Annotated in this window: 22 protein-coding genes and 1 riboswitch; of the genes, 14 read left to right on the top strand and 8 right to left on the bottom strand. The window is 46.6% G+C overall.

The features are described 5' to 3' along the window. Window positions 1-246 precede the first annotated feature (246 nt). The 3 genes from GCA01S_RS07745 to GCA01S_RS07735 form a co-directional block, all read right to left on the bottom strand. Window positions 247-1,365: a TIGR04053 family radical SAM/SPASM domain-containing protein gene (locus tag GCA01S_RS07745; RefSeq protein WP_017436355.1), complete on the bottom strand. Its 1,119-nt coding sequence runs from the start codon at window positions 1,363-1,365 to the stop codon at window positions 247-249. A 71-nt stretch (window positions 1,366-1,436) separates the two neighbouring features. Next, window positions 1,437-2,024, bottom strand: a complete 588-nt coding sequence (locus GCA01S_RS07740; RefSeq protein ID WP_017436356.1) for a molybdenum cofactor guanylyltransferase — start codon at window positions 2,022-2,024, stop codon at window positions 1,437-1,439. Window positions 2,025-2,125: 101 nt separating this feature from the next. Then, window positions 2,126-2,359, bottom strand: a complete 234-nt coding sequence (locus GCA01S_RS07735) for a DUF2249 domain-containing protein (protein WP_013401470.1) — start codon at window positions 2,357-2,359, stop codon at window positions 2,126-2,128. 128 nt (window positions 2,360-2,487) lie between these two features. On the opposite strand from GCA01S_RS07735, the gene GCA01S_RS20075 reads away from it, so the two are divergent. Beyond that, window positions 2,488-2,634, top strand: a complete 147-nt coding sequence (locus tag GCA01S_RS20075) for a hypothetical protein (RefSeq protein ID WP_183363823.1) — start codon at window positions 2,488-2,490, stop codon at window positions 2,632-2,634. Window positions 2,635-2,710: 76 nt separating this feature from the next. Here GCA01S_RS20075 and GCA01S_RS07730 read toward each other — a convergent pair whose 3' ends face one another. Next, a complete protein-coding gene (locus tag GCA01S_RS07730) occupies window positions 2,711-5,074 on the bottom strand; it encodes a nitric-oxide reductase large subunit (protein WP_042408756.1) in 2,364 nt (787 codons plus the stop codon). Window positions 5,075-5,308: 234 nt separating this feature from the next. Between GCA01S_RS07730 and GCA01S_RS07725 the strand changes: the two genes are divergently transcribed. From GCA01S_RS07725 to GCA01S_RS07705, 5 genes are all read left to right on the top strand, one after another. Beyond that, window positions 5,309-6,001, top strand: a complete 693-nt coding sequence (locus tag GCA01S_RS07725; RefSeq protein ID WP_017436359.1) for a Crp/Fnr family transcriptional regulator — start codon at window positions 5,309-5,311, stop codon at window positions 5,999-6,001. 65 nt (window positions 6,002-6,066) lie between these two features. After that, entirely contained in the window at window positions 6,067-6,300 is a 234-nt protein-coding gene (locus GCA01S_RS07720) for a DUF2249 domain-containing protein (protein ID WP_042408753.1), read from the top strand. A 5-nt stretch (window positions 6,301-6,305) separates the two neighbouring features. After that, window positions 6,306-6,515: a DUF2249 domain-containing protein gene (locus GCA01S_RS07715; RefSeq protein ID WP_017436361.1), complete on the top strand. Its 210-nt coding sequence runs from the start codon at window positions 6,306-6,308 to the stop codon at window positions 6,513-6,515. Window positions 6,516-6,520: 5 nt separating this feature from the next. Then, on the top strand, window positions 6,521-7,762 hold the full coding sequence (locus tag GCA01S_RS07710) for a hypothetical protein (RefSeq protein ID WP_042408750.1): 1,242 nt from the start codon (window positions 6,521-6,523) through the stop codon (window positions 7,760-7,762). A gap of 16 nt (window positions 7,763-7,778) precedes the next feature. Next, the gene (locus GCA01S_RS07705) at window positions 7,779-8,078 is read left to right on the top strand and encodes a metal-sulfur cluster assembly factor (RefSeq protein ID WP_017436363.1); all 300 of its coding nucleotides are present in this window, start codon (window positions 7,779-7,781) and stop codon (window positions 8,076-8,078) included. A 106-nt stretch (window positions 8,079-8,184) separates the two neighbouring features. Here the strand turns inward: GCA01S_RS07705 and yjfP are convergent, their stop codons facing one another. Further along, window positions 8,185-8,952, bottom strand: coding sequence for an esterase (gene yjfP / locus GCA01S_RS07700; protein ID WP_042408746.1), 768 nt, complete (start codon window positions 8,950-8,952; stop codon window positions 8,185-8,187). Between the two features lie 162 nt (window positions 8,953-9,114). On the opposite strand from yjfP, the gene GCA01S_RS07695 reads away from it, so the two are divergent. From GCA01S_RS07695 to GCA01S_RS19265, 5 genes are all read left to right on the top strand, one after another. Beyond that, a complete protein-coding gene (locus GCA01S_RS07695; protein WP_042408742.1) occupies window positions 9,115-9,921 on the top strand; it encodes a Cof-type HAD-IIB family hydrolase in 807 nt (268 codons plus the stop codon). Window positions 9,922-10,009: 88 nt separating this feature from the next. Then, window positions 10,010-10,162, top strand: a complete 153-nt coding sequence (locus GCA01S_RS20500) for a hypothetical protein (RefSeq protein ID WP_017436366.1) — start codon at window positions 10,010-10,012, stop codon at window positions 10,160-10,162. Between the two features lie 2 nt (window positions 10,163-10,164). Further along, a complete protein-coding gene (locus GCA01S_RS07690) occupies window positions 10,165-10,365 on the top strand; it encodes a DUF3813 domain-containing protein (protein ID WP_017436367.1) in 201 nt (66 codons plus the stop codon). Window positions 10,366-10,477: 112 nt separating this feature from the next. Next, window positions 10,478-11,341, top strand: a complete 864-nt coding sequence (locus tag GCA01S_RS07685; RefSeq protein WP_042408739.1) for a DegV family protein — start codon at window positions 10,478-10,480, stop codon at window positions 11,339-11,341. 329 nt (window positions 11,342-11,670) lie between these two features. Beyond that, entirely contained in the window at window positions 11,671-11,802 is a 132-nt protein-coding gene (locus GCA01S_RS19265; RefSeq protein WP_017436369.1) for a DUF3941 domain-containing protein, read from the top strand. A gap of 38 nt (window positions 11,803-11,840) precedes the next feature. Here the strand turns inward: GCA01S_RS19265 and GCA01S_RS07680 are convergent, their stop codons facing one another. The 3 genes from GCA01S_RS07680 to GCA01S_RS07670 all read right to left on the bottom strand — a co-directional run bounded on the left by GCA01S_RS07680 (window position 11,841) and on the right by GCA01S_RS07670 (window position 15,466). Further along, a complete protein-coding gene (locus GCA01S_RS07680; protein ID WP_042408738.1) occupies window positions 11,841-13,493 on the bottom strand; it encodes a methyl-accepting chemotaxis protein in 1,653 nt (550 codons plus the stop codon). 19 nt (window positions 13,494-13,512) lie between these two features. After that, complete coding sequence (locus tag GCA01S_RS07675) at window positions 13,513-14,499, bottom strand: BMP family lipoprotein (protein ID WP_042408736.1); 987 nt, start codon at window positions 14,497-14,499, stop codon at window positions 13,513-13,515. A 109-nt stretch (window positions 14,500-14,608) separates the two neighbouring features. Continuing rightward, window positions 14,609-15,466 (bottom strand): CvfB family protein, encoded by an 858-nt coding sequence (locus GCA01S_RS07670; RefSeq protein ID WP_174407482.1) that lies wholly within the window; start codon window positions 15,464-15,466, stop codon window positions 14,609-14,611. 197 nt (window positions 15,467-15,663) lie between these two features. Between GCA01S_RS07670 and GCA01S_RS07665 the strand changes: the two genes are divergently transcribed. The 3 genes from GCA01S_RS07665 (at window position 15,664) to metH (ending at window position 21,858) form a co-directional block, all read left to right on the top strand. Beyond that, the gene (locus GCA01S_RS07665; RefSeq protein ID WP_042408734.1) at window positions 15,664-16,155 is read left to right on the top strand and encodes a YajQ family cyclic di-GMP-binding protein; all 492 of its coding nucleotides are present in this window, start codon (window positions 15,664-15,666) and stop codon (window positions 16,153-16,155) included. A gap of 269 nt (window positions 16,156-16,424) precedes the next feature. Next, a riboswitch (SAM riboswitch) is annotated at window positions 16,425-16,528 on the top strand. Window positions 16,529-16,604: 76 nt separating this feature from the next. Then, window positions 16,605-18,455, top strand: coding sequence for a bifunctional homocysteine S-methyltransferase/methylenetetrahydrofolate reductase (locus GCA01S_RS07660; RefSeq protein WP_042408733.1), 1,851 nt, complete (start codon window positions 16,605-16,607; stop codon window positions 18,453-18,455). Further along, window positions 18,448-21,858 carry a methionine synthase gene (gene metH, locus GCA01S_RS07655; protein WP_042408730.1) on the top strand — a complete coding sequence of 1,137 codons (3,411 nt, stop codon included), beginning with the start codon at window positions 18,448-18,450 and terminating at the stop codon, window positions 21,856-21,858. Before GCA01S_RS07660 ends, metH begins: the two co-directional genes overlap by 8 nt. Window positions 21,859-21,913 lie beyond the last annotated feature (55 nt).

Here is a 21,913-nt window from a genome sequence, read left to right as displayed (position 1 = left end):
CAGGAATGCTCCTTTTTGATCACAGCCATATAATTAAATTTATCTGCTTTTGTGTCCATCATACGGAAATGAAAAAAGAATGTTTGTGAATTTCATCACATTTTTTGGTAGTGTCACATAATTGTAAAAAGTGGATTTCCATCTTTATCATTTCCTGTTTATTTATAAACATGCCTAGAAAACCATTTCTGTGAACGCGTAAATAAAAAACTGGCTCCCATAAAAGAGAGCCAGTGAACATGGTGATTAAGATAAACGCTTGCCTTTTTGCCGCAATGCTTTTGGAATGTATACGCAATACGGTTCACTTTCTAAGTAATCGCCGGTAACAGCATACGCCCGCGAGCGCGAGCCGCCGCAAACGTAGCGGAATTCGCATACGCCGCATTTTCCTTTATATTTATCAGGGCTGCGCAAGTCTTGGAAAATCGGCGAATTCCGGTAAATTTCCGCGAGCGGCGTTTCCCGGACGTTTCCGGCTTTTACCGGAAGCAGTCCGCTCGGATAGACATCACCAATATGAGAAATAAAAACAAATCCGTTGCCGTCGTTGACTCCTTTTGGCGCACGGCCAAGACCGTCGACTTGACCGGTCAGCCCTTTGGCCAGCACGTCTTCATAGCGGATTCCGTCGCTGGCTATTTGATTTTCCCGCATTTTCGCTTGCAAAACAACACGGCGGTAATGCTGTCCTGCCGTTGTTTTTATGTCAAACGGGACGCGCTTGCTCGTTTCATAAAGCCAGCGAAACACTTTTTCATGCTCTACCGGGGAAATCATGTCCGATTCTTTTCCCCGCCCGGTCGGTACAAGGAAAAAGACGCTCCAAAGCACACATTTTAGTTTTTCAACCAACTCTGCCATTTCATCAAGGGCATGAACATTGTAACGGGAAATAACGGTGTTAATTTGCACCGGGATATCAAGCTCATGCAAATATTCAATCGCTTTGATCGTTAAATCAAAGGAACCAGGCGTTCCGCGGAAATGGTCATGAATTTCCGCGTTTGGCCCGTCCAAACTAAACGCCCAACGGGAAAGCCCAACTTCCTTCGCTTTTCGAATTGCTTCTTTTGTCACGTTCGGTGTCGCGCTCGGCGTCATTGAAACATGAAGGCCTTTGTCAATCGCATATTTCGCAAGATCATATACATCCGGACGCATGAGCGGATCCCCGCCGGTAAACACGAGAAGCGGCTGATCCATCTCATATATATCATCAATTAACTTTTTCCCTTCTTCAAATGTCAATTCGCGCGGATCGCGATGGTATTGCGCCTCGGCCCGGCAATGAAGACATTTTAATTGACATGCCCTTGTTAATTCCCAAATCACAATAAACGGATTTTCGTTAAAGTCCCTCACTATGTTCCCCTCCTTGCTTTCATTGTACTGCATAGGGGGAAACACTCATGTGACATATATCACAAAGCGATTTATGTCACAATATCGTCAAACTCATTCGGTTTATTTACATTGCGAAATACGATCTCATTTTCCCAAAAATCTTGCTCCGTCACATAGCGAACATGACAACGATGAAGCAACGACTTCATTCTGTTATCCTTTGCTTGCAGCAGCTTTTCGATTTGCTCGAATGTCCGTCGATGATACATGCCAACTAACGGCTGAATTCGGCCGAAATGCGCGCATATAATCGCATCAAACTTCTCGTTCGCATATTTAGCAAGTTTTTCCGCAACTTCCGGCCGCATATACGGCATATCGCACGGAAGCACAAATATCCATTCCGCTTCGCTTTTTTTCATAACCGTATAGATTCCCGCCAGCGGCCCTTGCCCACGATACCGTTCATCGTCCATGATCACTTTTTCCACTGTCTTTTGCCGAAAACAGTCTACTAGTGAAGGATGGCTAACAATATAAATATCCTCTGCCACTGTGCGTAATGTTTCTACAGCAATTTCAAAAAAATATTTTCCTTTAAACTTGGCAAACGCTTTCGGGCTGCCAAAACGCCGCGACTGACCCCCTGCAAGAACAACCCCTGTCATTCCTTTCACCGTCTGTCCCCTTTCTCCAACTCTTTGTTTCACTGTATCATGAAGGCAGCGAAAAGAAAAGATTCCCGTAATTTTTCGGGAATCTTTTCTAAAAATCTGATTTATTTTTTGCCGATGGCAACTCGCCAAATTTCCGGTCCTTCTTCTAAGTACTCCCAAGTAAATTGATCTGGACGTTCCATCATAAACTGATAATGCAGCGGACGCGGATCATGATCGTTTGTTAATTCCATCACTTCACCTGGCTTCAGGCTATCGAATAAACGAAAGATCGCAGGATGTCTTTCGCGCGGTTCATAATCAGGTGCATGAATTTTTGCAGCAAATTGACTCATAATTGTTGCCTCCTTTATAGTATAATGAATTATATACACATCATAATCGCTTTTGTCGTTTGTCGTAGTGATGAACATCACAACTTACGAATGATAATTTTCAATCGTTTATGAAAGGAGAAATGATGTTGGAAGAGCTTGTTGGCTTTTGTTCGCAGTGCGGCAAACCGATACATTGTTTGCATGGGTTTTTAAACGGCATCATTAGCGATGAAAAAGAAACGTTGTATTGTTTTCAATGTTACGAAGAAAAAGAAGAAGCGAAGAAGAGTTAACAACGAACAAGATAGAAAGCGCTATCATACGAAGATAAAAAGAATCACAGCGATTTGTGCTGTGATTCTTTTTTATTTATTCTTCTTTGGTTAAATCGACCACCGGAAGCGCTTCTTCCTCACCGTGTGTCGGTTTGCGCAAATGGAATAGCGATTTGACGCTGAACACCATCATCACAATGACACCAATTAAGAAAATCGTATCTGGAACAGCACGGATCGTAAGCAAGGTTTGCACAAGATCCTGTTGTAAAAACGCTGGAGAACGCGATGCCCAATAGCCATGTTCAAACGCTTCTTTTATTTGCAGAATACCGATTGGCAATAGCGTCACTGCAATCATCCCTGCAAGCCCGATATTGAGCATCCAGCATGCGAATTTTAACCATTTATCGTTCCATGCTTCCGGCTTGACGATATTGCGCAGCGAATACAGCAACACCGCAATGGCGAACATGCCGTATACTCCCATCATCGCCCCATGGCCGTGAGTCGGCGTTAAAAATTGTCCGTGTTCGAAATAACTTACGGCTGGCAAATTGATGAGGAATCCAAGAACACCGGCGCCGACTAGGTTCCAAATCGCTGTAGAAATCAAAAACCAGAACGTCGACTTATAAGGGAAGTTGACGCCGCCGTCGCGCATCATTTTGTATTGCTCATATGCTTCTAAAATAAGCAATGTAAGCGGAATGACTTCGAGCGCCGAGAAGACGGCACCAAGCGCAATCCATATTTCCGCCGAACCGTTGTAATAATAGTGGTGGCCAATTCCAATGACCCCGCTGCCAAGCAAGATCGTAAATTGGAAATATAACGCTCTTACTGTAGAGCTTTTTGTGACAAGTTTCATTTGCACCAACAAAAAGCCGATTACAACAACCGCAAACACTTCAAAAATTCCTTCCACCCACAAGTGGATAATCCACCAGCGCCAGTAATCGGCCATCGTAAAGTTTGTGTCCGGTTTCATAAAGAACGCAAAGATGTAAAAGAACGGCACCGCAATCGCCGAGTAGAACAATAAGTGAATTAATCCGCCTTTATCGCTCTCCCGTTTTAAGCCGCTCTTAATGCCGCGAAAGACGATAAACAGCCAAATGAGCATGCCCACTACCAAGATGATTTGCCAAATGCGGCCAAGCTCAATGTACTCCCATCCTTGATGGCCAAGCAAGAACCAGCTGTTTCCTAAATATCCGTTCACACCGAGCCATTGGCCGATCATGCTGCCGCCGACAAGAACAACGAGGGCCCAGAACAAAATATCAACGAGAAGCCCTTGTTTTTTCGGCTCATGTCCGCCGACAAGCGGCGCGATAAAAATCCCCATGCCCAGCCATGATGTCGCAATCCAGAAAATCGCTAACTGTAAATGGTAGCCTTTCGCAATGTTAAACGGCAATAAATCATGAATCCATTTGATGCCGAAAAAGCTGTCTGGCTCTACATAATAATGGGCAAGCAACGCACCAAACATCGATTGAACGAAAAACAGCACAGCAACAATCGCAAAGTATTTTCCTGATTTCACTTGCGAAGAAGTCAAAGGCTGCTTACGCAAATCGATAACCGGGAATTGCCCTTCTTTATATGCTTCCTGCATGCTTAATTGATAGCGGTAGAAGAAGAACAAAATAATCCCGACGAATAAAATTAAGATGGTCACGCTTGCTCCGCTCCACCACATGGCGGAAAACGACATCGTATTCCCTGCATCTTCATAATATGGCCAGTTGTTTGTATACGTAATGTGGTCCCCAATTCTTGGAGTGCTTGATAACCAAGCTGTCCAGAAGAAGAAGTCGGCGATTTGCTGAATTTGGTCGCTGTCCGCTACCCAGGCGCGATGTGCTTTTGGCATGTCTGATTCTTTAATTAACCCTTTTTTCAATCCCCAGCCGTCACCGTTGGTGAATACATCGCGATAATAATCGCGGACTTTTTCCAGTCCATACACTTGCGCATCGGTTAGCACAAGCACATCAGTAACAGGGTTGTAGCGGTTTTTCCGCATTTCTTTAATTACTTTATCACGAATGATCGTTTTTTCATCTTTGGATAGTTGCGAGAATGGTTTATTATAAAGTTCTTTTGCTTTATACTCTTGCATCCCTTCCGTGTAAATCTTCAACGCCTCTGCCGTATAATCCGGACCCATGTAAGATCCGTGCCCAAGTACGGTACCGTAATCCATCAAGCCATACTTTTGAAATACTGCCTGTCCGCCGATAATCGTTTCTTTTGTCATCAACACTTTGCCGCTTTCGCTCCGCACTTCTTTCGGCCGCGGCGCCATTTCTTTAAAAATCCAATATCCGCCGACAAGCAGGACGGTAAAACTGATTAAAATCGTAAAAATTAATATTGATTTAAGGAAACTATTTTGTGTCCGCCGTTCGGGACGTAAAGACGGACGGACTGATGGGTTCACTTCCATCTATCCTCAACCTCCTATCTTTGATTCATCCTCATTGTAACGCTGCAAAAATAAAAAAAATGTGAGTCATGACAAACGCATACTATGATTTATGTCACAGCTCGCATATGAAGAAACTCATAAAATGGTAGTATAGAAATAACGGAAAGCCTTACAGTTTCTTTATCCTTGTCAAAAGGAACTCCACTTGGTGAAAGACACATTTTCGCAAAATTTATGTAAGGAGATGGAATAATGACAAATGATTGGATGAAAGAGAGACTAAAAAATGTTCCGCTTTTTCGCGAGTTATCCGATCATGAACTGGAATCACTCGTATCGATTTCCCATGTACGCGTCTATAAACCGCGGACATTTGTTTTTATGCAAGGAGATCCGTTAGAACGCGTCTATTTCATCCATTCCGGAACGGTAAAAATTTATAAAACCGATATGAGCGGAAAAGAACAAATTGTTTCGATTTTGCAGACAGGTGAAATGTTTCCGCATACCGGTTTTTTCTTAAAAGGTACGTATCCTGCGCACGCGGAAGTCATTGACGAAGCGACGTTAATTGCGATTCCAATCGCGGACTTCGAACAAACGTTAATTTGCTATCCAGAGTTATGCATTAAATTATTTCGCGTCATGGGCGAAAAAATCGTTGACTTGCAAAATCGTTTAGAAGAACAAATTCTCCATAACACGTATGAACAAATTATTATGCTTCTGCTGCGCTTAACGAAAACAAATGCAGTGCGTCAAGGAAAGCTTTACCGTTTGACTGCGCATGTGACGAACCGAGAGCTCGCCAATATGATCGGCACCTCGCGGGAAACAGTAAGCCGAACGCTCAGTCAATTAAAACGAAAAGGATTGATCGATATTAATGAAGATGGATTTTACCTTATTGATAAAGAAGGATTAGAAAAAGAAATCTTTTTCTAACCAATGTGACGCAAATCACAACATATGAAAATGAAAATTACTATCATAGCAGTAAAGGAGGGATGATGGTGGGAACGATCGTAGAGTTGGATGTCCGTGAGGATTTACAAAAGAAAATCGAACCGTTTGAAAAAATTATGAATGCCGTTAAGCCGCTGCAGCCCGGAGACATCTTTATTTTGCATGCGCCATTTAAACCGATCCCGCTGTTTCCGGTTATGAAGGCAAAAGGCTTTACGTATGAAACGGAACAGATCGAGAAAAAACATTGGAAGGTTACGTTCGTCAAACAGGGGTGAGAATGATGATTCTTGATAATCGCGGACTAGAGCCGCCGCAGCCGATGATGCGGACATTAACCGCGCTTTCGAAACTCCAGCCTGGAGAAACATTGACGATTATTAACGACCGCCGCCCGATGTTTTTATACGAACAGCTTGACGAACTTGGCTATAAATATGAAACAGTAGAGCGGCAAGACGGCAGCTTTCAAATTACGATTACAAAAGGATGACAGCAATGATCCCAACCAATACGGCATATGAAACGAATATTCGCCTTCCCCTTTTGTTCATCGTGTTTGGTGTCGTTGCTTTTGTTGCGGCACAGGCGATATTGCTTGCCGCCGGACCCGCGGCAGCAAGCGGCGTGTTTCGCCTGCCGAGCATCTGGGCGGCAGCTCATTTGGCAGTGCTCGGCTTTGCCTTAATGATCGCGATGGGAGCAATGTACCAGCTCGTCCCAGTCGCGTTTTTGACGCCGATTTGGAGCGAGCAGCTAGGATTTGTGCAGTTTTTTATCACAGCAGCCGGAATCATCGCATTTTCCATGAGCTTGGCATTTTATGCCCATGTGGCATTGTTCCCGGGGGTACTGCTTGTACTCGGCATTATTCTTTTCCTTTTCCAAATGGGGATGACGCTGCGGAAACAGGCGAAAAAAAATATCATGACATTGTTCGTCGGTTCCGCGCTTTTGTTTTTACTATTGACCATCCTGTTTGGACTGACGCTTGCCCTTCATTTTTGGAGCGGCAACGAAGCGGCCGATCACCTTTTCATCCTGAAAACACACATTTTATTTGGGATGTGTGGCTGGTTTTCCCTGCTGATTATGGGATTTTCGTATAAAATGGTGCCAATGTTCTCTCTCGCGCACGGATTTTCGATGAAGCTGGCGCGATATGTATATGTCTTCTATGTAACGGGACTGATCGTCACCTTCATCAGCTTTTTCCAGGATGGGCGCGGCCCATTTGCCGCTGGTGCCGGCCTTTTATTGACCGGATTTGCCTTATTTGCTTACCATATATGGACGATCCTGCAGAAACGGGTAAAGAAAAAACTGGACCGGCCGTTTCAATTCGCTTTACTGGCGATCGGCATTGCCTTAATCTTGCACACGGCGGCATTCCTCTTGCCGCTTTCCGGCAACGATCACGGCATGGCGATCGTCATTTACGCTTATGTGTTCGGATGGATTATGTTCAGCATTATCGGCTATCTATATAAAATCGTCCCGTTTTTATGGTGGACACACCGCTACAGCAAAAAAATCGGACAAGAAAATGTGCCGACGCTGAAGCAAATGATCAATGAAAAATGGACGATCGTCCAATGCATATTATTTACCGTTAGTCTCGTCGGAGTGGTCATAGCGCTAACGGTTTCCAGTCTGCCGCTCTTTTACGCTGCCCAAAGCGCCATGACATTATTTTCTCTTTTCTTTGCGAGTACAATGATTTCTGTTTTATGGAAATGATAAGGGGGCTATGGCGATGGATATTCGCGAATTAGTACTTGAGCAACTGCGAACGGTGATTGACCCTGAATTAGGGATCAATATCGTTGATTTAGGATTAATTTATGATTTGCAAATTAACGATGGCAACATATATATTTTAATGACGCTTACGACACCAGGATGTCCGCTTCACGACTCGATCGTCGGCGGTGTGAAGCGGGCACTGGAACATATCGACGGAATCCGCGATGTACAAGTGCAAATTACATGGAACCCGCCTTGGACACCGGAACGAATGAGTGAAGAAGCGCTGCGGCAATTAGGATATTTTTGATCAAAATGAAGGCCGTTCCTCTTCCACTTTTTTCCTTCCCAAAACGTGCAATGAGGCTGATGCAAAAGGCTCGCTAAACAAGCCTTTGCACAACAGCCTCACTTTTTTATACATGCTTTGTAAACCATTTTACCGTTTCCAAAAACGCTTCCCTCGTCACTTTATGCCCGGCTATATCGTCAGAAATAAATTTTAAGTTTTCTTCTTTCCCTTGATAAAGAGGTTTTATCTGCTCATAAAACTCATATGTATAAGAATAAGGCACAACTTGGTCGCACTTTCCGTGCCAAATAAGAAGCGGGCGGCCCGCTAATTTCTCCGGCTGTTTAGAGAGATCATATTTCATTAATCGTGCCTTTTCCCGTTCCAGTTGTTCATCGGAAAGCGGTATCGTCACTTCCATTTTTTTGCCTGCTTCTATTAAGGCGTCAAAAAATGCTTCATACATTGGACTTCCCATCAGCGAAACGGCCGCCTTAATCCATGGATACACGGCAAGCGCCCCAAATGTGACAATTCCGCCCATCGAGGTACCGGCAAGCCCGACTCGGTCCGGCTGAATGAGCCTGCGAAGTTCCAATTCCTCTTTAATTTGTCTAATTTCCGTAATCGTACGCGTCACAATCTTCCAAAACGCCAATTGCAGCTGAGTCTCGGTCAACGCTTGTTCTCTTTCGCCATGATGCAGCGCATCCGGCAAAACCACGCGGTACCCCGCCTCGGCAAGCAAATAGCCAAAATGCAAATTATGTTCTTTTGCGCTTGTAAATCCATGAATAAACAAAATGAACGGCAATCGTTCTTCTCTCTTTTCTTTTTTTACGACATGCAATACAGGCACTTGGGCAATATTTTCTTTTTCAATAATGACCATAATCGGCAAAACTCCTTTTTTCTTTTTCTCATCATGTATAGTAACATGTAGACAAAAATTTTGGAAAAGAGTTACACTATAATGTAACAAAAACTAAAATTACCGCAGCAATCTCATTAATCATATGTCCATTCACTAAAAAATGAAAGTAAAGGAGCCATTATGGAACGATATTTAATTGCCTTAGATTTAGACGGTACATTGCTAAAAGATGACAAAACGATTTCCCCATTTACAAAGGAAATGATTTTGCGCGCCAAAGAAGAAGGGCACCTTGTCGTGATCGCCACGGGAAGACCGTACCGCGCCAGCAAAATGTATTACGAAGAGCTTGGGCTGGCAACACCGATCGTCAACTTTAACGGTGCATTCGTGCACCATCCCCGCAACCATTCGTGGGGAATCCGCCATTTTCCGCTCCCGCTCCCAACGGTGAAAGACATTATCGAAGCCAGCGAAACGTACGCGATTAAAAATATTTTAGCCGAAGTGATGGATGACGTATACTTTCATGAACATGATGAAGTGCTGCTTGACATTGTCCGGCTTGGCAACCCAACCATCGAAATCGGCGACTTGCGCTATGCATTAAAAGATGATCCAACGAGCATCCTTATTCATACGGACAAACAACATATCGAACAAATTCAATCATATTTATCGGACGTGCATGCGAACGTATTGCACCATAGACGTTGGAATGAGCCGTGGCATATCATTGAAATTATCCGCAATGGCGTCCATAAAGCGTTTGGTCTGAAACAAATCGCTGATTATTTTCACATTCCAAAGGAGCGGGTCATTGCGTTTGGCGACGAAGATAACGATTTAGAGATGATCGAATGGGCAGGCCATGGCATCGCGATGGGCAACGCCATTGAGCCGTTGAAACAAATCGCTGACGATGTAACGGCCACCAATGAAGAAGACGGCATCGGCGTGTACTTAAAATCGATGTTAAAGCTGTAACGAATTGCCTTACTACAATCCCCCCTATCCGGTTACACTATCAATGACGCAACGCTGCGTCTTTACTTTTCCAAAGGGGGAATACGTCTTGGGCAAACGAAACAAATCGAAACGCTTCATCCAGCAAAGCGTGGATGCGGTAGAAAAGCATGATGAACGGATCCCTTATCATATGACGTACGCCGAAGCGGAAGAGCGCAAGGCGCAAAAAGCGTTCGAAACATCGCTTGGAGGCGAATAGCGATGGCGAACCGATTGTTTCAAGAAGCGCGCAAAGCGGTAATGCAGGCGAAACAAGCGGCAAGCGGCCAGGCCGATATAGACCTAGACCGTGCGATTGCTATCGCCAAAAACGCCTTATCGTCGGCCTACGCGCATTCCAATACGGCGGAAAAAGCGCAGTTGCGTCAATTTCAAGAAGAACTCGATCAACTCACTCCATAACGGTTGCGGTGCTCGTCCGCAACCTTTTTCGTGAAAGAAAAATTGTCTTTTTTCCTCATCATCGCTACACTAAAAATATGTTGTTATCTTAACTTTGCAAGAGGTGGATACAGTGTTCATTCAAATTATTACAGACAGTGGCTGTGATCTTCCATATTCTTATTTGCAGGAGCGCGGCATCGCGTTTTTGCCGCTTCTTGTCCATTTCAATGGCGAAGAATATGAAGACTTTATCACCATCGAACCAAAACAAGTATATGACGCGATGCGAAACGGCCAAATCGTGAAAACCGCGCAAGCGAATCCGCTGAAAATGAAAGAGTTGTTTACGCAATATGCGAAAGAAAACCGCCCTTGCCTATATATCGCGTTTTCCTCGCAATTGTCGGGTACATATCAAACCGCGATGTCGATTCGCAATGAATTGCTCGAAGAATATCCTGAATTTCAGCTAACGATTATCGATTCGAAATGCGCGTCGCTCGGACAAGGACTGGCGGTGATAAAAGCGGCGGAGCTTGCCGAAAAAGGCATGCCTTACAATTTGCTATGTGAAACGATTGCCTCCTATTGCCATCATATGGAACATATTTTTACGGTTGATAATCTTGAGTACCTGGCGCGCGGCGGGCGCATCAGCAAAGCATCGGCAATGGTCGGAGGCCTTTTGAACATTAAGCCGCTCCTCCATGTCGAAGACGGCAAACTGATTCCGCTTGAGAAATTACGCGGCCGCAAAAAAGTGTTAAAGCGCATGGTCGAAATCATGGGCGAACGCGGCGATGATCTGCAAAAACAAATGATCGGCATCAGCCATGGCGATGATGAAGAAGCCGCCTTGGAATTAAAGCAGCTTATTGAAAAAACATATGGCTGCACGCGCTTTTTCATTACCGAAATCGGCGGTGCGATCGGCGCCCACGCCGGTCCGGGCACATTGGCGCTCTTTTTCCTAAACAAGTATATCGAAGTTTGACCAATCCCCATGCCTAAAGGCATGGGGATTCTTGGGTAATCCCTTCTACCGAAGGGAAATTGAGAAGTTAGTCAAAGAGTATTTACAAAAAACGGCGGACTTGTGGGAGGGTTCATCCCCTCCCTCGTCCGACGCTCACTCTCATCTCCTTCGCTGAAAGCTAGGAGTTTTCCCGCTCGCATTCTATAAATGCTGTTTATCTTTTCCAGGAAAACAATGACTGATCTGGCAACATTGATTCATCCAAACTCCTTCTATCGAAGCATAAAATCGCTTCGTTTCGAAAACACTATTAGTGTACATCTTATATAAAAGGAGTGCACACCGCTATGTCCCGTACGAGCGACAACGATAAAAAAGCGCGCGACAACAACGCGAAACGCCATGAAAAAAACATGCTTCGCGAAAAAAACCGCCAGGCGGGGAAATTTGCGTACTCGAAGGAGACGGATCATCTGTAAAAAACGGGCTGTCCTTTTATGCTGGACAGCCTTTATTTTCATTCCATCCGAAACTTTGCCATCACCTCATGCAGCTCATCAGTCAATTGTCTTAGTTTCGTCACCTTCTCTACCATTTTTTCAAATGCCGTCAGCTGTTCGGCCATCGATGCGGCGATTTCTTCGCTGCCGGCCGCCGATTGTTCGACGACAGCACTGATGCTTTCCACATTTTGCAATACTTTTTCTTCCAATTGTTTTGACATGCTGACACTATCGACAAGCGCTTGAATATCGGCGGAAATGCCGGCGACTTTGCCCTCGATTTCAGCAAATGCCCTCGTTGTCGTTTCAATCGTTTGCGATTGCTGCTCGGCGATTTTCACTCCTTGGGCGACAGCTGCGGAAACCGAGGAAATGCCCTGCTTAATCAGCGAAACTGTTTCAAAAATTTGCTTTGTCGCCTGTGCGGATTGCTCGGCAAGCTTGCGCACTTCATCAGCGACAACGGCAAATCCTTTTCCCGCTTCTCCCGCTCTTGCGGCTTCGATGGCCGCGTTTAACGCCAGCAAATTCGTTTGTTCCGCAATATCGGATACCGCCTTTGCCATTTGTTCAATGTTGACGGCATAGCTCGTAAATTCATTCGTCGCTTTTTCAATCAACAACGTCGCTTCATTGCTTTCACGGATGAAGTGCATTTGTTGTTCCATCGCTTTTTGGCCATGTTGAATCGCTTCGACCGCTGCCTCGCTGTAATGCGCTGTCTGCTTGGTTCGCTCCGCTGTTTTGGCAAACGTGTCATCCATTTTTTCAATCTGCTGTACCGCTTGCTGCAATTCTTCAGAGATGCTTTGCGCTCCGGCGGACAGCTCATTGGTGGATAGCGCAACTTGCTGGTTAATCTCTGTAAGCATTTGGTTGTCTGCTTCAATTTCTTTGGCAAATGTTTCGACTTTTTGACTAACCACCTCTACCGAGCGAAGCAGCCGCTTCAGCTCCTCGACCATTGTATGAAATGCTACATTTAATGCGCCTAGCTCATCGTTTTGTTTATAGTCAATGCGCTCGACAAGCAAATTGCCCCCTGCAATTTCGGCCGCGTTGTTGGCAAGACGCTTGAGCGGATTCGTAATCGAGCGCGTCAGGCGCAAGCTTATCGCTCCCGACAGCACGATGAGGGCAATGCTGCCGATGACCGCCGTCCAAATGACAAAATGAATTTGCCCCTGCAAATCGCGCTGAAGCTCTTTGTAATAATCGTTTGCATATAATTGCAGCGTGTAAACGTCATTGACCGCCCCTTCGATTCGCATTGCCTGCCGTCTCGCTTCCGATGCATCGCGATGCTCAAGAGCGGCAATCGACTTGGTGTGTACATCGGCAAATTTTTGTTTCGCTTTCGCTAATAGAGAGCGGAATTCCTTTTGTTTCAACGATTTTTCCAATTTGCCAATCAGCTTTTCTGTCGCTTCGATTTGCGTCAAAACTTCTTGTTTATTTCCTTCTGTCATACTATAAGCGGCATTGTTTAAGCTTTGCTTTGCCGATTTCATGCTTGCCTCGAGCTTTTCTACCGTCAGCAAAACCGGAACGATATCTTTATTCGTTGCCTGAATCGACAACATATTGGCGATAATGAACCCCATCAATATGATCGATGCAATAAGCGAAAGAAACGAATGAAGCCATAATTTTCTGCGAATTGTCATTCTAATCCCCTTTTCTGTGCTACTTGGTTGTCACTTTGCCGTCCACAATGTTTTGTTTCCACTGTTCAAGCAGCTGTTGTTTTTGCTCATCCCATGGCACAACGCGAATCGGCGCGAGCCCGACTCCATTTTCCGCCAACCCCAGCTGAACGGTACCGGTTGGCAATTCCCCTTTTTCCACGTATTGTTTTAACACGCGAAACAAAGCGACATCGACATTTTTGACCATCGACGTCACCACTGCTTTTTCCGCGTAAAAATATTGGTCGCTGTCTACACCAATGGCATACACACCGCGCGCCTCCGCTTCCCGAAGCGCGCCGACTCCGGTAAACCCAGCCGCCGTATACACGACGTCGCACTGTTTGGCAAACATATCTTTGGCGATATTGGCGCCGAGCTTGTCATTGCCAAAATCGCCGGCATAGACAATTTGAACAGAAGCGGATGGCTTTACGGCGTGAACCCCCTTTTCGAATCCCGTTGCAAATTTATGAATCAACGGCACATCCGCCCCGCCGATAAACCCGAGGCGGTTTGTTTTCGTCGTCAGCGCCGCCACCACTCCGGCAAGAAAGCTTCCTTCATCTTCTTTAAACGCAATAGATGTCACGTTTGGCAAATCAGAAACAGCGTCAACTAAAATAAAACGCTGCTTCGGATATTGTTTCGCCACTTTTTCCAATTCTTCTTGCACCATGAAGCCAAGGCCGATGATGATATCATTGCCATCTGCAACAAGCTCTTTTAACCCTTGTTCATACGTTTTCGTATCTTTCAATTCACGGTAATCAAAAATAATGCCTAGTTCATCTCGTGCTTTCATTAATCCGCGAAACGCGGAGTCGCTAAACGATTGATCCCCAAGTCCGACGTCCGACAGCATAATCCCGACTTTGATCCTGTCTTTCTTTGCCACTGCCTCTTCCGGCGAACAGCCGGACATCATCACAAACATAGCCAATAACGCGATAACAAGATGCCATATACGTCTTTGTTGTTTCATGTATTCGTCCCCTTCTTTTCATAGTGTCCATTATTGTTTATCGGCATGGTTCGACATTTATTAAGTTTTTGGAACGAAAAAAAGCAAAGCCGGACTGGCTCTGCCCCCTTTATTCCTTCTTATACGTCCAACCATTTTCTTGATATACTTTTCCTTCCTTCATCAAGCGGCCTAAAGCACGTTTAAAGGCGGCCTTGCTCATATGAAAGCGCGCTTGAATATCAGTGGGATCGCTTTTGTCATGATATGGCATCGCCCCTCCACGGCTTTCTAAATAGGCATAAATGGCCGCCGCGTCTTCGTCGATGCTTTCATGCTTGCGCGGCAACAGTGATACGTTCACCGTCCCGTCCTCTTTGACGGCGATAATCCGTCCTTCCACTGCTTCCCCAAGCCTCGGTGCGTTTCGCCACTGGGATTCATGAACAAAACCGAGATAGCCGACATAGGAGATAAGAAACGCTCCTACTTTAATCACGCGGTAGACACGCCCGCGGATATTCTGGTTAAATGCTGATTCCGGCGCGCTCACAGCGATTTGTTTCATCGTTTCCTCATCAGCAAGCCTAGCAAGAAGGCGGCCGCGTTTATCCGTTTTTAACGAACAATATAATTGATCCCCTCGCTTTGGCCATAACGAGCGAAGCGGCGGCAAATCATCGATGGACACGAGCAAATCTTTAGAAATGCCAATATCGACAAAAACGCCCAATCTTGGAACGACGTCCACCACTTCAACCCAGTCGTAGCGGTTGTTCGTGATTTTTGGCATTTTCATAGTGGCGCATAGCCGCCCGTCGTGGTCATGATATAAAAATACGGTTGCCTCATCGTCCACCGCAAGCGTTGTATTCGCTTCGCTTTTGTGCAGCAGCACTTCCTCCATGCCGTTCGTTAAAACGTAGCCAAACGGCATTTCCCGTTTTACCGTTAATGTCATGATTTCTCCAGGAATGAATCGTTTCATTGCAGCCTCTTCCTTTGTCTATATTTTCACTCTTATTATTCCCCACTCCAATTGACAGTTCCGCGCAAAACGTCGTTTTTCCCTGCATCACAAGAACGCTGCTATCCGTGTTTGGTTCCCCACTCCTTTTCTTGTTGTGTCCCTTGCCACATTTTACTATAATGAAAATTAAATAACGAAAGTGCTGGAGGTTGTGTATGTCGAAAGAAAGTTCCTTTGATATTGTATCCAAAATCGACTTATCCGAAGTCACCAATGCGATCAACATCGCACTGAAAGAAATTAAAAACCGCTATGACTTTAAAGGCAGCAAAAGCGACATTTCCTTAGAAAAAGACGAACTCGTTCTCATTTCCGACGATGAATTTAAATTGGAACAGCTTAAAGACGTGCTGATCGGCAAGCTCATTAGACGAGGCGTGCCGACGAAAAACATTCAATACGGCAAAATTGAGCCGGCATCAGGCGGTACGGTGCGCCAGCGCGCCAAACTCGTACAAGGCATCGACAAGGAAAACGCGAAAAAAATCAACACGATCATTAAAAACACCGGCCTAAAAGTGAAAAGCCAAGTACAGGATGATCAAATCCGCGTCAGCGGCAAAAGCAAAGACGATTTGCAAAAGGTCATCGCCGCAATTCGCGAAGCTGATCTGCCAATTGATGTGCAATTTGTCAACTATCGATAAAAAAGATGTTACGGCACTAAGTGCCCGTAACATTTTTTTATGCTCTTCCCCTCTATTTCCACATTTATAAATTCCAATCATTCACGTTCACTATAGTGAATGACACTGTTTTCATTAAATATCAAGCACTAATGCTTTTTCCATGTAAGGATGGGATATTTTCTTGAAAACGATTCCATTATATTGAATATTTTCAGAAAATGCTTTACATTATATATTAATATCAAAACTATATCGTTGAAACGTTTGGCTACAACTTCATAGCGAATTTCTTATCAAGAGAGGGGGAGGGACTGGCCCAGTGAACCCTCAGCAACCTGGCGGAAGCCAAGGTGCTAAATCCAGACAGGCGAAAGCGCCTGGAAGATAAGAAGAGACGATACATAAAAAGTCTTCTTCTTATAGAAGGCTTTTTTCTTTTACCATTTTCATAGAACGGGGGAATGAGCGTGGGACTTTTGCAAGACTTAAAAGAACGCATCCTCATCGCCGATGGCGCGATGGGAACGCTATTATACTCGCACGGCGTCGACCGATGTTTTGAAGAACTAAATTTATCGAAGCCGGAAGAGATCATTCATATTCATGAAGCATATATCGCCGCAGGCGCCGAGGTCATTCAAACGAATACATATGGCGCCAACTACGTCAAACTCGCCCGCTATGGACTCGAAGACGAGGTGCCGGCGATTAACCGCGCGGCGGTAAGGCTCGCCAAACAGGCGGCGGGAAATAAAGCCTACGTGCTTGGAACGATCGGCGGGTTGCGCAGCATCAATAAAAGCGCCGTTTCCATCGAAGAGGTAAAGCGGACGTTTCGCGAGCAATTGTTTGTGCTGTTAAATGAGGATGTCGACGGCTTGTTGCTCGAAACGTATTACGATTTAGAAGAATTAGAGACAGTGCTTGCGATCGCGCGCAAAGAAACGGATAAGCCGATTATCGCGCACGTCTCCCTCCATGAAGTCGGCGTCTTGCAAGATGGCACTCCGCTTGCCGAAGCATTGGCGCGCCTGGAACAGTTGGGAGCCGATGTCGTCGGTCTAAACTGCCGTCTCGGCCCGTACCATATGATCCGCTCGCTGGAGGAAGTGCCGCTGCCAAACAGAGCGTTTCTTTCCGCGTATCCGAACGCAAGCCTGCCGGATTATCGCGACGGACGGCTTGTCTATGAAACAAACACGGATTATTTTAAAGAAACAGCGCTTGCCTTCCGTGAGCAAGGCGTGCGCCTGATTGGCGGGTGCTGCGGCACGACGCCGAAACATATCGAAGCGATGGCAAACGCCTTAACCGATCGGACGCCGGTGCAAACGAAAACAGTCAAACAGCGCCATATTTCCGTTTCCATATCATCAAACGAGCCAAACGCGGCGCCGCCGCTGCAAGACATCGTCCGCGAGCGCCGTTCGGTGATCGTCGAGCTCGATCCGCCAAAAAAATTAGGGATCGCCAAATTTTTAGAAGGCGCCAAAGCGCTGAAAGAGGCAAACATTGATGCCCTGACACTGGCTGACAACTCGCTGGCTACCCCACGAATCAGCAACATGGCGCTCGGCTCCATCGTCAAACAGCAGCTCGGCATCCGTCCGCTTATTCATATCACCTGCCGCGACCGCAATTTGATCGGGCTGCAGTCGCATCTGATGGGCTTGCATGCGCTCGGCATCACCGATGTGCTCGCCATTACCGGCGATCCATCGAAAATCGGCGATTTTCCTGGGGCGACATCGGTCTACGACTTATCGTCTTTCGACTTGATTCGGCTCATTCGCCAATTTAACGAAGGACTGTCGTATTCGGGAAAACCGCTCGGACAAAAAACGAATTTTTCGATCGCCGCGGCCTTTAATCCGAACGTCCGCCATTTGGATAAGGCCGTAGAGCGCCTGGAGAAAAAAATTCAATGCGGCGCCCACTATTTTATTACCCAGCCGCTTTATTCCGAACGGCAAATCGAGGAAGTGTACGAAGCGACGAAACATCTCGAAACGCCGATTTACATCGGCATTATGCCGCTTGTGAGCGCGCGCAACGCCGATTTCCTTCACCATGAAGTGCCGGGCATTACGCTGTCGGAAGAAATCCGCGCGCGCATGGCGGCATGCGCCAACGACCCAGTGCAAGCGGCGCGCGAAGGGATCGCGATTGCCAAATCGCTCATTGACGCCGCTTTTGACTTATTTAACGGCATCTACCTCATTACGCCGTTTTTACGCTATGAAATGACAGCCGAACTCGTCCGCTATATTCACGAAAAAGAAAAAGCCGCACAAGAAAGGAAGGTACTCCATGGCTAACGCAACACTCGAACAACAGCTTTCCAAAAAGATTCTCGTCATTGACGGCGCAATGGGAACGATGATTCAAAGCGCAAAGCTCTCGGCCGACGATTTCGGCGGCGAGCAATACGAAGGATGCAACGAATATTTGACGCTCACCGCCCCGCATGTGATCAAACACATTCATGATGCGTATTTGCAGGCGGGCGCGGATATTATTGAAACGAACACGTTTGGCGCGACAAGCATCGTGTTAGAGGAATATCGGCTCGGCCATTTAGCGCTCGAATTAAACATCGAAGCGGCCAAGCTTGCGCGCAAAGCCGCCGACGCCTACTCGACTTCCGATTGGCCGCGCTTTGTCGCCGGTTCAATGGGACCGACGACAAAAACGCTGTCCGTCACGGGCGGCGTGACGTTTGACCAATTAGTCGCCGCCTACGAAGAACAAGCGCGCGGGTTATTGCTTGGCGGCGTCGACTTGCTGCTTTTGGAAACGTGCCAGGACACCTTAAACGTTAAAGCCGGCTTTATCGGCATTTCCAAGGCGTTTGAAGCGGTCGGCAAACGGGTGCCGATCATGATTTCCGGCACGATTGAACCGATGGGCACGACGCTGGCCGGGCAGACGATCGAGTCGTTTTTCATCTCCGTTCAGCATATGAAACCGTTTGCCGTCGGTTTAAACTGCGCGACCGGCCCGGAGTTTATGACCGACCATTTGCGCACGCTCGCTTCCCTCGCCAATACGGCGGTCAGCTGCTACCCAAACGCCGGTCTTCCCGATGAGGAAGGGAATTACCATGAGACGCCGGAAATGCTGGCGAAAAAAGTTCAGCGTTTCGCCGAAAAAGGCTGGATCAACATTGTCGGCGGCTGCTGCGGAACGACGCCGGAACATATCCGCGCCATCGCTGAAGCAGTCCGCGATATTCCGCCGCGGCCGATTCCGAAGTCTTTTTCCATTCATGCCGTCTCCGGCATCGATCCGCTTATTTACGATGAAACGATGCGGCCATTGTTTGTCGGCGAGCGGACGAACGTGATCGGTTCTCGCAAATTTAAACGACTCATCGCTGAAGGAAAATACGAAGAAGCGGCGGAAATCGCCCGCGCGCAAGTGAAAAACGGCGCCCACGTCATCGACATCTGCCTGGCCGACCCGGACCGCAATGAACAAGAGGATATGGAAAAATTTATTCAGCAAGTTGTCAAAAAAGTCAAAGTACCGCTTGTCATCGATTCAACCGACGAACAGGTCATTGAGCGCGCCCTCACCTATTCGCAAGGAAAAGCGATCATTAACTCAATCAACCTGGAAGATGGCGAAGAACGGTTTGCCAAAGTCGTGCCCCTTATTCACAAATACGGCGCCGCCGTTGTTGTCGGCACGATTGATGAACAAGGAATGGCGGTGAAGGCCGAGCGGAAGCTGGAAATCGCTTTGCGCTCGTATGACCTGCTTGTCAACAAATACGGGGTATCCCCGCATGACATTATTTTCGACCCGCTTGTGTTCCCGGTCGGCACCGGCGATGAACAATACATCGGCTCCGCTAAAGAAACGATCGAAGGCATCCGCCTTATTAAAGAGAAGCTGCCCCACTGTTTAACGATGCTCGGCATCAGCAACGTCTCGTTCGGGCTTCCGCCGGTCGGACGGGAAATTTTAAACTCCGTCTTTTTATATCATTGCACGCAGGCCGGTCTTGATTACGCGATCGTCAACACGGAAAAATTGCAACGCTTCGCCTCGATTCCGGAAGAAGAAGTGCGGTTAGCGGAAGAATTGCTGTTTAACACAAACGATGAAACATTAAATACGTTTATCCAATTTTACCGCGACAAAACAAAAGAGCCGAAAAAAGCGAAAGTAGAACTTAGCTTAGAAGAGCGGCTCGCGGGCTATGTCGTCGAAGGCACGAAAGAAGGGCTGTTTGCCGATTTAAAACAGGCTCTGCAAGTTTATCCTGACCCGCTTGCCATTATTAACGGCCCGCTGATGGCCGGGATGGACGAAGTCGGCCGGCTCTTTAACAACAACCAGCTCATTGTCGCCGAAGTATTGCAAAGCGCGGAAGTGATGAAAGCGGCGGTCGCCTTTTTAGAGCCATACATGGAGAAAAAAGAAGGCAGCACAAAAGGAAAGGTCATTCTCGCCACTGTGAAAGGCGATGTGCATGACATCGGTAAAAACTTGGTCGACATTATTTTAAGCAACAACGGCTTTCATGTCATTGACTTAGGCATTAAAGTGGCGCCGCAGCAGCTCATCGAAGCTGTTCAGGCGGAAAAGCCGGATATCATCGGCTTATCCGGCCTGCTTGTCAAATCGGCGCAGCAAATGGTCGTCACCGCGCAAGATTTGCGGCAGGCGGGCATTTCGACGCCGATTTTAGTCGGCGGCGCCGCGCTGACGCGTAAATTTACAGAAAACAAAATCGCTCCGGAATACGATGGAATTGTCCTATACGCCAAAGACGCCATGGAAGGGCTGGCGCTGGCAAACCAATTGCAGCAAAACGAAATCGAATATACAAAAACAGAAAAACGGGAAGTGGCATGGGAACAAGCCGCACCTGCCGTCATGACAGCGAAATCCAATGTTTCTACGGACGTGCCGGTATTTGTCCCAACCGATTTGGAGCGCCACATATTAAAAGAGATTCCGCTGTCCCATATTATTCCGTATGTCAACTGGCAAATGGTGCTCGGACACCATCTCGGATTAAAAGGAAAAGTGAAACGGCTTTTGGAAGAAAAAGATGAAAAGGCTCTGATGCTAAAAGGAGTCGTGGATGAACTGCTTGAAGAAACCAAGCAGCACGGCTGGATTACGCCAGCGGCGGTATATCAATTTTTCCCGGCGCAAAGTGATGGAAATCGCATTTACATTTATTCTCCAGAAGACAAGAAGACGGTGATCGAAACGTTTGAATTTCCAAGACAACCGCGGGCCCCGTATCTTTGCCTCGCTGATTATTTAAAATCAATAGACAGCGGGCAAATCGACTATGTCGGCTTTTTTGCCGTCACCGCTGGCAAAGGCATCCGCGAACTGGCACAACAGTGGAAAGAAAGCGGCGAGTTTTTAAAAAGCCATGCGATTCAGGCATTGGCGCTCGAAATCGCGGAAGGATTTGCGGAACGCATTCACCAAATTATGCGCGACCGCTGGGGCTTTCCAGATGACCCGGATTTTACGATGGAAGAGCGCTTTGCCGCCAAATACCAGGGGCAGCGCTACTCGTTCGGCTACCCGGCCTGTCCAAACTTAGAGGATCAAGAAAAACTGTTCCGCCTTCTGCATCCAGAAGAAATCGGCATTCATTTAACAGACGGATATATGATGGAGCCGGAAGCATCCGTCTCCGCGATCGTCTTCGCCCATCCGGAAGCGCGCTATTTCAACGTGTTGTAAAAAAGCTGGCCAAAATCGGCCAGCTTTTTTATGCAATATGGTCAGCAACGATTGT

This window comes from Parageobacillus caldoxylosilyticus NBRC 107762, from assembly GCF_000632715.1.
Classification (GTDB): Bacteria; Bacillota; Bacilli; order Bacillales; family Anoxybacillaceae; genus Saccharococcus; species Saccharococcus caldoxylosilyticus.
This window is presented reverse-complemented; position numbering and strand designations above follow the sequence as displayed.